Source organism: Kitasatospora sp. NPDC001119, from assembly GCF_053598475.1.
The window spans coordinates 374,152-384,971 of the sequence record NZ_JBSFKI010000001.1; the positions used below are offsets into that span (position 1 = coordinate 374,152).

11 protein-coding genes are annotated in these 10,820 nt (G+C 72.7%); 5 read left to right on the forward strand and 6 right to left on the reverse strand.

What is annotated here, in order from left to right; all coding sequences use genetic code 11:
• The first annotated feature begins 44 nt into the window (after positions 1-44).
• From ACWDD9_RS01755 to ACWDD9_RS01770, 4 genes are all read left to right on the forward strand, one after another.
• The gene (locus ACWDD9_RS01755) at positions 45-347 is read left to right on the forward strand and encodes a GNAT family N-acetyltransferase (RefSeq protein WP_049649718.1); all 303 of its coding nucleotides are present in this window, start codon (positions 45-47) and stop codon (positions 345-347) included.
• Positions 348-559: 212 nt separating this feature from the next.
• Positions 560-1,573, forward strand: a complete 1,014-nt coding sequence (locus tag ACWDD9_RS01760) for an aldo/keto reductase (protein WP_449810542.1) — start codon at positions 560-562, stop codon at positions 1,571-1,573.
• 80 nt (positions 1,574-1,653) lie between these two features.
• Positions 1,654-2,241: a TetR family transcriptional regulator gene (locus tag ACWDD9_RS01765; RefSeq protein WP_074004228.1), complete on the forward strand. Its 588-nt coding sequence runs from the start codon at positions 1,654-1,656 to the stop codon at positions 2,239-2,241.
• A gap of 107 nt (positions 2,242-2,348) precedes the next feature.
• A complete protein-coding gene (locus tag ACWDD9_RS01770) occupies positions 2,349-3,272 on the forward strand; it encodes an ADP-ribosylglycohydrolase family protein (RefSeq protein ID WP_380783010.1) in 924 nt (307 codons plus the stop codon).
• 101 nt (positions 3,273-3,373) lie between these two features.
• On the opposite strand, the gene ACWDD9_RS01775 is transcribed toward ACWDD9_RS01770, so the two are convergent.
• Positions 3,374-3,637 (reverse strand): GlsB/YeaQ/YmgE family stress response membrane protein, encoded by a 264-nt coding sequence (locus ACWDD9_RS01775; protein WP_063780048.1) that lies wholly within the window; start codon positions 3,635-3,637, stop codon positions 3,374-3,376.
• A 208-nt stretch (positions 3,638-3,845) separates the two neighbouring features.
• Complete coding sequence (locus tag ACWDD9_RS01780; RefSeq protein WP_117491020.1) at positions 3,846-4,112, reverse strand: GlsB/YeaQ/YmgE family stress response membrane protein; 267 nt, start codon at positions 4,110-4,112, stop codon at positions 3,846-3,848.
• Positions 4,113-4,371: 259 nt separating this feature from the next.
• Here ACWDD9_RS01780 and ACWDD9_RS01785 point away from each other — a divergent pair, with 259 nt between their 5' ends.
• Positions 4,372-5,616, forward strand: a complete 1,245-nt coding sequence (locus tag ACWDD9_RS01785; protein ID WP_380778702.1) for a glycosyltransferase — start codon at positions 4,372-4,374, stop codon at positions 5,614-5,616.
• Positions 5,617-5,681: 65 nt separating this feature from the next.
• Here ACWDD9_RS01785 and ACWDD9_RS01790 read toward each other — a convergent pair whose 3' ends face one another.
• From ACWDD9_RS01790 to ACWDD9_RS01805, 4 genes are all read right to left on the reverse strand, one after another.
• Entirely contained in the window at positions 5,682-7,238 is a 1,557-nt protein-coding gene (locus ACWDD9_RS01790; protein ID WP_449810543.1) for an NCS1 family nucleobase:cation symporter-1, read from the reverse strand.
• Between the two features lie 63 nt (positions 7,239-7,301).
• Positions 7,302-8,315 (reverse strand): TIGR03842 family LLM class F420-dependent oxidoreductase, encoded by a 1,014-nt coding sequence (locus tag ACWDD9_RS01795; RefSeq protein ID WP_449810544.1) that lies wholly within the window; start codon positions 8,313-8,315, stop codon positions 7,302-7,304.
• A gap of 177 nt (positions 8,316-8,492) precedes the next feature.
• Complete coding sequence (gene hydA / locus ACWDD9_RS01800) at positions 8,493-9,941, reverse strand: dihydropyrimidinase (RefSeq protein WP_449810545.1); 1,449 nt, start codon at positions 9,939-9,941, stop codon at positions 8,493-8,495.
• 11 nt (positions 9,942-9,952) lie between these two features.
• Positions 9,953-10,795, reverse strand: a complete 843-nt coding sequence (locus tag ACWDD9_RS01805) for a nitrilase-related carbon-nitrogen hydrolase (protein WP_049649708.1) — start codon at positions 10,793-10,795, stop codon at positions 9,953-9,955.
• Positions 10,796-10,820 lie beyond the last annotated feature (25 nt).

The following is a 10,820-nucleotide window of genomic DNA, read 5'->3' on the forward strand; positions in this document are numbered from 1 at the left end:
CGGGGCCGGGCCCGGCTCCGACTCTCCCGCAGTGAGGAGCCGCGATGACCATCTCGGTACGTGACGTGGAAGCCCGGAACCGCTTCGAGGCCTGGGAGGACGGCAAGCCGGCGGGCTTCGCCGAGTACCTGCGCAGCGACCAGCTGGTGGTCTACCCGCACACCGTGGTCGAGCCCGCCTTCGAGGGCCGGGGCATCGGCAGCGCGCTGGCCCGCGCCGCCCTGGACGACGCCCGCGCCCGCGGCCTGTCCGTGCTGGCCACCTGCCCCTTCATCAAGGGCTGGATGCTCCGCCACCCCGAGTACACCGACCTCGCGTACGAGAACCGGAGCCGGGTCGCCGACTGATGTCGGCTTCGGTGCGGGCGTCTGCCGCCATGCCGCAGTCGCCCGCCCGTCCACCCGTCCACCGAACAAATGACAGTCGACAGATTTCAACTTTCAGATAACAGACGACAGCGAACAGATTTTGAAATCTGTTCGCTGTCGTGTCACAGTGAGACCCGGGTCACCCTGCTCCTGCCCCTTCCGGCACCGCACCCGCCCCCTTGGAGTCACCCGTGTCCTCCCACACCCGCCCCGCCCGGCGCACCCTCGGCACCACCGGACCGGTCACCTCGGCCCTCGGCCTCGGCTGCATGGGCATGTCCGACCTGTACGGCCCGGCCGACGAGGCCGAGAGCATCGCCACCATCCACGCCGCCCTCGACGCCGGGGTCACCCTCCTCGACACCGGCGACTTCTACGGCATGGGCCACAACGAGCTGCTGATCCACGAGGCGCTGCGCGGCCGCGACCGCGAGAGCGTGCAGATCAGCGTGAAGTTCGGCGCCCAGCGCGGCCCCGACGGCCAGTGGCTCGGCTACGACGCGAGCCCCGCCGCCACCAAGACCGCGCTCGCCTACACCCTGCGCCGCCTGCGCACCGACCACGTCGACGTCTACCGCCCGGCCCGCCTGGACCCGGGCGTCCCGGTCGAGGAGACCGTCGGCGCCATCGCCGACCTGGTGAAGGCCGGCTACGTCCGCCACATCGGGCTCTCCGAGGTCGGCGCCGACACCCTGCGCCGGGCCGCCGCCGTCCACCCGATCAGCGACCTCCAGATCGAGTACTCGCTGCTCTCCCGCTCGATCGAGGCCGCCGTCCTGCCCGCCGCCCGCGAGCTCGGCATCGGCATCACCGCGTACGGCGTGCTCTCCCGCGGCCTGCTCGGCGGCCACTGGGACCGGGAACGGGCCCTCGCCGGGACCGACTTCCGCAGCCACAGCCCGCGCTTCCAGGGCGAGAACCTGGCCCACAACCTCGCGCTGGTCGAGGCCCTGCGCGAGATCGCCACCGCACGGGGCGCCACCGTCGCCCAGGTCGCCATCGCCTGGGTGGCCTCCCGCGGTCAGGACGTCGTCCCGCTGGTCGGGGCCCGCCGCCGGGACCGCCTGACCGAGGCCCTCGGCGCCCTCGACGTCGCACTGACCGAGGCCGACCTCGCCGCCGTCGAGGCCTCCGTACCCGCCGGCTCCGCCGCCGGTGACCGGTACGCTGCCGCACAGATGGCCCACCTGGACAGCGAGCGCTGACCGCACCACCAGCGCCGTCGCCGCACCACCGGCGCCATCGCCGCACGACCCGACCGCACGACCTAAGGACGGACCTCCCCGTGACCACGGACACCACACTCACCGCCGAGCAGATCCTGAGCGCGGCGGAGGACGTCCTCCGGCGGTTCGGCCCGGCCAAGGCCACCGTCGTGGACGTCGCCCGCATCCTCGGCGTCAGCCACAGCAGCGTCTACCGCCACTTCCCCAGCAAGGCCGCGCTGCGCGAGGCGGTCACCCAGCGCTGGCTCGACCAGGCGCACCACGAGCTGTCGACCGTCTCCAACGAGGGCGGCCCCGCCTCCGAGCGGCTGCAGCGGTGGCTGACGGCGCTGTTCACGGCCAAGCGGAAGAAGGCGCTGGACGACCCGGAGCTGTTCGCCACCTACATGGTGCTGGTCGAGGAGAACAGCGGCCTGGTGGACACCCACGTCGACACCCTGGTCGACCAGATCGCGCGGATGGTGGCGGAGGGCATCGAGACCAAGGAGTTCAAGCTCGCCCACATCCGCAACACCGCCCGCGCCGTCTTCGACGCGACCGGCCCCTTCCACGACCCGGCCTACGCCTCCACCTGGTCCACCCCCGACGTCGACGACCGGTTCGACGCCGTCTGGAAGCTCGTCCTCGGTGGCCTGAAGGCGAAGTGACGAACCGTCAGCAGATGTGGCGCCGGCGAGCGGAGGAATAACCGCTCGCCGGCGCCCCGCCCGTCCGGCAGACTGCCGCACACAGTTGATCTCACACGGAGGATGACATGCGTGCGGCCCGCCCGGTCCTGGACAGCCTGGAAGGACTCGCCCTCGGCGACGCCTTCGGCGACCGGTGGTTCTCGGTCCCGCTGGACGAGGCGCCCGCCGCGCTCGCCGCCAGGCTGGTCCGGCCCGCACCCTGGCACTGGACCGACGACACCGCCATGGCACTCGTGCTGGTCCGCCACCTGCTCGACGCGGGCGAGGTCCGACCGGACGCGCTCGCCCGGGAGTTCGCCGCCGAGTACGCCCGCGAGTACGGGCGCAAGTACGGCCCGTCGATGCACCGGGTCCTGCGCGGGATCGGCGCCGGCGGGGACTGGCGCGCCATCACCGCGGCCCAGTTCGAGGGCCAGGGCTCGCACGGGAACGGCGCCGCGATGCGGGTCGCGCCGCTGGGCGCCTGGTTCGCCGAGGACCTCGACACGGTGGTCCGGCAGGCCGAACTGCAGGCGCTCACCACCCACTTCCACCCGGAGGCCGTCGCCGGTGCGGTGGCGGTCGCGCTCGCGGCGGCGCTGGCGGTCCGCAGTCGGGGCGGAAACCCGCCCAGCCGGGCCGAGTTGCTGACCGAGATCGCCGGACGGCTGCCGGACAGCGAGGTCCGCTCCGGGCTCCGGATCGCCGCCCGGATGCCCGAGCACACCAGCGTCCGGCACGCCGCCACCGTGCTCGGCTCGGGAGCGCTGATCTCCGCCGCGGACACCGTGCCGTTCGCCCTCTGGTCCGCGGCCGGGCACCTGGACTCGCTGCCGGAGACCGTCTGGAACACCCTGGAGGGCTGGGGCGACAAGGACACCACCTGCGCCATCGCCGCCGGTGTGGCCGCCGCCCGGACCGGGCTCGCGGACGTGCCGCCCGGGTGGCTCGCCGCGCGCGAGCCGCTCCCGGGCTGGGTCGCCGAGGCGTCCCGGACCGCCGACCGGTAACCGGGCGGTGCCGGGTGCTGACCGCCCGGCTTCAAAGCCCGGCGGTCAGCACCGAACCATCAGCGCCGAGCCATCAGCATCGAGCCGTCAGCACCAGATGGTCAGCGCCGGGCGAGGAAGCGGAGCACCTTGTAGCCGAAGAGCAGGACCATGGCGCCGCCGATCGCCGACACCCAGGTCGTGACGTCGAGGAAGCTCACCTTCACCGTCCCGTGCATCCAGTGCGAGACGATCCAGGTGCCGATGTAGGAGCCGGTGATGCCGATCAGGGTGCTGCCGATCAGGCCGCGCTCCCCCCTCGACATCGCCATCCTGGCCAGTGTCCCCGACACCAGGCCCAGCACGATCCACGCCATCCAGCTCATCCGCCGCCCCTTGCGTCATCGGTGTGGCGACCCCGTCGAGCCCCCGGGTCCCGTTCGGAAGGACGTACGAGGGCCTCGCACCGTTCCAGCACCGGCAAGGACCGGTTCGAACCGGCCATCCGGGCGCCGTCGTACCGGTCGGCGGAACTCCCCTCCCCCGGCACGCCCCGCCGTCTCCCGGACGCCGGGGCCGCACCGAACCATTCCGTCAGCGGCGCGAGTTGCCGAACAGCAGCCGGTAGGCGATCAGCAGCACCAGGGCGCCGCCGATCGCCGACACCCAGGTCGCCGCGTCGAAGAAGTGCGCGGAGATCGAGCGGTGCATGAAGTGCGATGCGATCCAGCCGCCGACGAAGGAGCCGGCGATGCCGATCAGGGTGGTCACGATCAGGCCGCCCGGGTCCTTCCCCGGCAGCAGCAGCTTGGCCAGCGCACCCGCCAGCAGGCCCAGCACGATCCACGCGACGATGCTCATCCGGCATCCCTTCCCGTCCAAGGCGCGACGGCCCCGTCCCGTCCGCTCTGCCCGCAAGGACGCCACCGCCCGCCGCCCGGTTCCGCCACCCGCGTCGGCCGCCCCGGTCGGCCACCCGCGCAGCACCGTCCGAACCCGGCAGACGAACCCAGCGGACGGGACCGGCCGACGGGACCGGCTGACGACACCGGCCGCCCAGGCCGGACCGCCCGCGCGTGGCGCCCTTCCCGCGCGCCGCCCGCGCCGAAATACTGCGGCCATGCGCATCCTGATCGCCACCGCCGGCTCCCGGGGCGACGTGGCCCCCTTCACCGGGCTCGGCGTCCGGCTGCGGGCGGCCGGGCATCAGGTGGCCGTCGCCACCCACGACACCTTCGCCGAGTCGGTACGGGCCGCCGGACTGGAGTTCCGCCCGCTGCCGGTCGACCCGCGCGCCGAACTCGCCTCCGCCGAGGGCCGGCGCCTGCTGCGGGCCGGCAGCGGACCGGGCGCCGTCCTGCAACTCCTGCGGCTCGGCCGGAGGTTCATGCCCGCACTCGGCGACGGCATCGCCGACGCCACGGCGCTCGGGACCGACCTGCTGCTGACCACCAGCACCACCAGCGCACTCGGCCAGGTCGCCGCCGAGGCGGCCGACATCCCCAGCATCGGGCTGTACCTCCAACCCCTCGCCCCCACCCGGGAGTTCGCGCCCGCCGTCACCGGCACCCGATCGCTCGGCCGGTCCGGCAACCTGCTGGCGGGACACGCCGTCCAGGCCGCGACCGACCAGCTGTTCGTCCCGGCCGTCCGCGGGCTGCGCCGTCGGCTCGGCCTGCCGCCGCTCGGCATCGCCCGGGCCCGCCGCAACCACCCCGTCCTGCACGGCTTCTCGCCACTGGTGGTGCCCCGACCCGCCGACTGGAGCCCCCGACTGGAGGTGGCGGGCTACTGGTGGCCGGCCGACCGGCCGGACTGGCAGCCCCCGGCCCGGCTGCTCGACTTCCTGGCCGCCGGGCCGCCGCCGGTCTTCGTCGGCTTCGGCAGCCTGGTCGTCCCCGACGCCGAGCGGCTGACCGCGACCGTCCTCGCCGCCGCCCGCGCCGCCCGGGTGCGCCTCCTGCTCCAGTCGGGGTGGAGCGGACTGGCCGCCGAGGACTCGGACTCCGTCCTGACCGTCGGCGACACCCCGCACGAATGGCTCTTCCCCCGCACCGCCGCCGTGGTCCACCACGCGGGTGCCGGCACCACGGCCGCCGCCCTCCGCTCCGGGACCCCCGCCGTCCCCGTGCCCGCCCAGCTCGACGCACCGTTCTGGTCCGCCCGACTGGCCCGGCTCGGCGTCTCCCCCGGCCCCGTCCCCCTGCGCGGCCTCACCCCCGCCCGCCTCGCCACCTCCCTCCGCCTGACGCTCGACGACCCCCGCTACCGCACCCGCGCCCGAGCCGTCGCCACCGCCCTGGCCGCCGAGGACGGCGCGGCCAAGGTCCTCGCCGCCGTCGAACGGGTTTCAGCGAACAGCTGACAACTGACAACTTTCGAAATCTGTCAGCTGTTCGCTGTCACCCGTCAGTCGTTCGTCCTCCCCCGTCAGCCCTCCCCCGCCTCCCCGCTCCCCCTCCTGACCACCCCGCTCAGCCCCAGGTACACCACGGCCGCCGCCGTCAGCCCGACGGCCCAGCCGTAGTCGGCGAGCGGCTTGAGGACAGGGATCAGGCCGTCCGCCGGGAAGGGGCCCTGCTTCGCGCCGTCGGCGTCGACGGTGGAGTACGAGCCGCCGACGGCCAGCACGCCGCCCACCAGCAGCGCCGTCACGGCCCGCCAGTTCCAGCCGGCCGCGTACCAGTACGCCCCGCCCGGGCGGTACAGCTCGGCGAGCCGGAGGCGGGTGCGGCGCAGGGCCCAGTAGTCGGCGATCAGCACTCCGCCGACCGTGCCGAGCAGCCCGCCGACCACACCGAGCCAGGTGAAGATGTACACGTGCGGGTCGGAGATCAGCCGCCACGGGAGGATCACGATCCCGACCACCCCCGTGATCAGCGCCCCGGTCCGGAAGGTGACGAAGCGGGGCAGCAGGTTGGCGAGGTCGTACGCGGGCGACACCACGTTGGCGGCGATGTTCACCGACAGCGTCGCGACCAGCACGGTCAGCAGCGCGAACAGGATGCCGACCGGGTTCTCCATCTTGGCGGCCAGCTGGATCGGGTCCCACACCGGGGCCCCGTAGACCGCCTCGGAGCCCGAGGTGACCAGCACGGACAGGAACGCGAAGAGCGTCATCGTGGTCGGCAGGCCGAGCGCCTGCCCGCGTATCTGGGCCCGCTGGCTGCCGCCGAAGCGGGTGAAGTCGGGGATGTTCAGCGAGAGGGTGGACCAGAACCCGATCATGCCCATCAGCGCGGGGAAGAAGACCTTCCAGAAGCCGCCGCCCCACCCCAGCCTGGACGGCTGGTCGAGCAATGGCCCGAGCCCGCCCGCCTTGACGGTGATCCACACCAGCAGCGCGAGCGCGCCGACGATGACGAACGGCGCCGCCCAGTTCTCGAACCGCCGCAGCGCCTCCATCCCCCGCGCGATGATGGCCATCTCGATCAGCCAGAACAGCAGGAACGAGAGCCACTGCGTCCACGGGTAGCCGCCGAACTCACCGGCCGTGCGCCAGGATTCGCCGAACAGCTTGCCCGCCAGCAGGAAGATGCCCTCGCCGCCGATCCAGGTCTGGATGCCGAACCAGGCGCAGGCCACCGCCGCCCGCAGCAGGGCGGGCAGGTTGGCGCCGCGCAGCCCGAAGGCGGCCCGGGCGAAGACCGGGAACGGGATGCCGTACTTGGTGCCGGCGTGCCCGGTGAGCAGCATCGGGACCAGCACGAGGAGGTTGGCGAGCGCGATCGTCAGCACCGCCTGCTTCCAGTCCATGCCGAGCGTGACCAGGCCCGAAGCCAGCGTCCAGGACGGGATGTTGTGGGCCATGCCGACCCAGAGCGCGAGGAAGTTGTACGTGGTCCAGGTACGCCGTGCCACCGGGACCGGCCGCAGGTCGTCGCTGGTGAAGCCGTTGGGTGGCAAGTCCCCGGCGGCCGGGTCGAGTTCGACCCGGCCGTCGGGGTGGTGCCACTGTCTGCCGTCACTGGTCGCGGTTCCGGGCATGGGCAACTCCCGTCCGCCGCGGGCGGATCCGCGGCTGAGCTCGGGTGGGGGCGCCGGGCGGGGTCACAGCTGCGGGATGACGTCCGTCCCGTACGCGTCGATGGTGGTCTCGATGGCGTCGTGCATGGCGTAGACGGCGAACTGGTCGACGCCGAGCGAGCGGAGCTCCGCCAGTCGGGCCCGCTGCGCCTCCACCGGGCCGATCAGGCAGAAGCGGTCGATGATCCCGTCCGGGACGAAGGCCGTGTCCGGGTTCCCGGCCCGCCCGTGGTGGCTGTAGTCGTAGCCCTGCCGGTCCTTGATGTAGTCGGTGAGCGCCTCCGGTACCAGGTCGGAGTGCTCGCCGTAGTGGCTGACCAGGTCGGCGACGTGGTTGCCGACCATCCCGCCGAACCAGCGGCACTGCTCCCGGGCGTGGGCGAGCGCCTCGGGCGAGTCATCGGCGGTGACGTAGGCCGGGGCGGCTACGCAGATGGTGATCGACTCCGGATCCCGGCCGGCCTCGACGGCGGCGGCCCGCACCGCCTTGACCATGAACTCGGTGAGGTAGGGGTCGGCCAACTGCAGGATGAAGCCGTCGGCCTGACGTCCGGTCAGGTTCAACGCCTTCGGCCCGTACGCCCCCATCCAGATCGGCAGGGAGGCGCCGGCGCGGACCCACGGCAGGTGCATCTCGCTGCCGTCCACCTCGGCGGTGCGCCCCTCGGCCAACTCCTTGATGGCGTGCATGGCTTCGGAGAGCCGGGCGAGGGTGGCGGGGCTCCGCCCGGCGACCCGCATGGCGGAGTCGCCGCGGCCGATGCCGCAGACGGTCCGGTTGCCGTACATGTCGTTGAGCGTGGCGAACGTGGAGGCGGTCACCTCCCAGGTGCGGGTGGAGGGGTTGGTGACCATCGGGCCGACGGTCATCCGCTCCGTCTCGGCGAGGATCCGGCTGTAGATGACGAAGGGCTCCTGCCACAGCACGCAGGAGTCGAAGGTCCAGCCGTGGCTGAACCCGGCCTGCTCGGCGCGGATCATCCGGTCGATGAGCAGTCGGGCGGGCGGGTCGGTCTGGAGGACGAGGCCGATGTCCATGAGGGGCTCCAGGTAAGGGTTTTGACCGCCGCCACCCGGCCGTCGGCCGGATCGGTCGCCCCGATCGAAGGGCCGGGCCGGCAGCCGGGCGAGCGACCGGACAGCCGGCAGACCGGGCGGCGGCGGGTGGACGTCGAGGAACGGGAGGAACGGGAGGGGCGGGAATCGGGAGAGGGATCAGACCAGGTACTGGCAGGTGTCCCGGCGCAGGAAGGTGCCGTGGCCGGCCCGGCCGCGCCAGTCGCCGTCGTCCAGCACGACGGTGCCGCGCGACATCACCGTCCGCACCCGGCCGGTGAGTCGACGGCCCTCGTAGGCCGAGTAGTCCACGTTCATGTGGTGGGTCGCGGCGGAGACGGTCTGCACCGCGGTGGGGTCGTAGACCACCAGGTCGGCGTCGGCACCCGGGGCGATGGTGCCCTTGCGCGGGTGCAGGCCGAACATCCGGGCCGGGGTGGTGCAGGCGATCTCGACCCAGCGGCGCCGGCTGATGTGCCCGTCCACCACGGCCTGGTGGAGCAGGTCCATCCGGTTCTCGACGCCCGGCAGGCCGTTGGGGATCTTCGAGAAGTCGCCCCGGCCCAGCTCCTTCTGGCCGACGAAGCAGAACGGGCAGTGGTCGGTGGAGACCACCTGGAGGTCGTTGGTGCGCAGCCCGCGCCAGAGCGCCTCCTGGTGCTCGCGCGGTCTGAGCGGCGTGCTGCACACGTACTTGGCGCCCTCGAAGCCGTCGGCGCCCTCCTCGGCGAGGTTGTCGGTGGAGAGGAAGAGGTACTGCGGGCAGGTCTCGCCGAAGACGTTGAGGCCGGCGTCCCGGGCCCCGACGATTTCGGCGAGCGCGGCGGCTGCGGAGACGTGCACCACGTAGAGCGGGCTGCCGGCCACCTGGGCGAGCTTGATCGCCCGGTGGGTGGCCTCGGCCTCCAGCAGTTCGCGCCGGACCTCGCCGTGGTAGCGGGGTGCGGTCCTCCCGGCGGCGAGCGCCTGTTCGACCAGGACGTCGATGGCGATGCCGTTCTCCGCGTGCATCATGATCAGCCCGCCGTTGGCGGCGCCGCGCTGCATGGCCCGCAGGATGCGGCCGTCGTCGCTGTAGAAGACGCCGGGGTAGGCCATGAAGAGCTTGAAGGAGGTGGACTCGCCGGAGTCCACGAGGGTGTCCATCTCCTTGAGCACGGCGTCGTTGACGTCGGAGACGATGGCGTGGAAGGCGTAGTCGATCGCGCAGTTGCCCTCGGCCTTGGCGTGCCAGGTGTCCAGGCCCTCGCGCAGCGAGCCGCCGACCGACTGGACGGCGAAGTCCACGATGGTGGTGGTACCGCCCCAGGCCGCGGCGCGGGTGCCGGTCTCGAAGGTGTCGGAGGCCGCGGTGCCGCCGAACGGCAGCTCCATGTGGGTGTGGGCGTCGACCCCGCCCGGGATGACGTAGTGGCCGGTGGCGTCGATGACGGTGTCGGCGGTCCAGGCCTCGGCGGCGGAGCTGCCGGTGGTGGCCAGGGCGGCGACGCGCTCGCCCTCGATCAGGACGTCAGCGTGGAGTTCCTCGGTGGCGGTGATGACGAGGCCGCCGCGGACGACGGTGCGCTGGTGCGGGTCGCGGGTGGCCCTCACGTCGTTGGTGGTCATCGCGCTGCTCCTCAGGCCTCGGCGAGCGGCCCGTAGGCGTCGGGCCGGCGGTCCCGGTAGAACGCCCACTGCTGGCGGACCTGTTCGATCAGGCCGAGGTCGAGGTCGCGGACGACGAGTTCCTCCTCCTTGTCGGAGGCGACGTCGCCGACGAACTGCCCGCGCGGGTCCACGAAGTAGGAGGTGCCGTAGAAGTCGTTGTCGCCGTACTCCTCGGTGCCGACGCGGTTGATCGCGGCGACGAAGTACTCGTTGGCGACGGCGGCGGCGGGCTGTTCGAGCTGCCAGAGGTAGGCGGACAGGCCGCGGCTGGTGGCGGAGGGGTTGTAGACGATCTGCGCGCCGGCCAGGCCCAGGGCGCGCCAGCCCTCGGGGAAGTGGCGGTCGTAGCAGATGTACACGCCGACCTTGCCGACGGCGGTGTCGAACACGGGCCAGCCGAGGTTGCCGGGCTTGAAGTAGTACTTCTCCCAGAAGCCCTTGACCTGCGGGATGTGGTGCTTGCGGTACTTGCCGAGGTAGCTGCCGTCGGCGTCGATGACGGCGGCGGTGTTGTAGTAGACGCCGGCCTGTTCCTCCTCGTAGACCGGGACGACCATCACCAGCCCGAGCTCGCGGGCGAGGTCCCGCATCCGGCGCACGGTCGGGCCGTCGGGGACGGCCTCGGCCCAGCGGTAGTGCTCGGCTTCCTGGACCTGACAGAAGTACGGGGAGTTGAAGACCTCCTGGAAGCCGATGATCTTCGCTCCCTGGGCGGCGGCCTCGCGGGCGTACCGCTCGTGGAGCGCGATCATGCTCTCCTGGTCACCCGTCCAGCGGGTCTGGACGAGCGCGGCCCGGACGATCTGCGACATGGTTACCTCCGCAACTCCGCGGCCC

Bases quoted from the DNA above. Each gene is read 5' to 3' on its own strand.
- ACWDD9_RS01805 (WP_049649708.1), bottom strand. From the start codon at position 10,795: ATGTCGCAGATCGTCCGGGCCGCGCTCGTCCAGACCCGCTGGACGGGT.
- ACWDD9_RS01795 (WP_449810544.1), bottom strand. From the start codon at position 8,315: ATGGACATCGGCCTCGTCCTCCAGACCGACCCGCCCGCCCGACTGCTC.
- ACWDD9_RS01755 (WP_049649718.1), top strand. From the start codon at position 45: ATGACCATCTCGGTACGTGACGTGGAAGCCCGGAACCGCTTCGAGGCC.
- ACWDD9_RS01775 (WP_063780048.1), bottom strand. From the start codon at position 3,637: ATGAGCTGGATGGCGTGGATCGTGCTGGGCCTGGTGTCGGGGACACTG.
- ACWDD9_RS01790 (WP_449810543.1), bottom strand. From the start codon at position 7,238: ATGCCCGGAACCGCGACCAGTGACGGCAGACAGTGGCACCACCCCGAC.
- ACWDD9_RS01780 (WP_117491020.1), bottom strand. From the start codon at position 4,112: ATGAGCATCGTCGCGTGGATCGTGCTGGGCCTGCTGGCGGGTGCGCTG.
- ACWDD9_RS01770 (WP_380783010.1), top strand. From the start codon at position 2,349: ATGCGTGCGGCCCGCCCGGTCCTGGACAGCCTGGAAGGACTCGCCCTC.
- hydA (WP_449810545.1), bottom strand. From the start codon at position 9,941: ATGACCACCAACGACGTGAGGGCCACCCGCGACCCGCACCAGCGCACC.
- ACWDD9_RS01785 (WP_380778702.1), top strand. From the start codon at position 4,372: ATGCGCATCCTGATCGCCACCGCCGGCTCCCGGGGCGACGTGGCCCCC.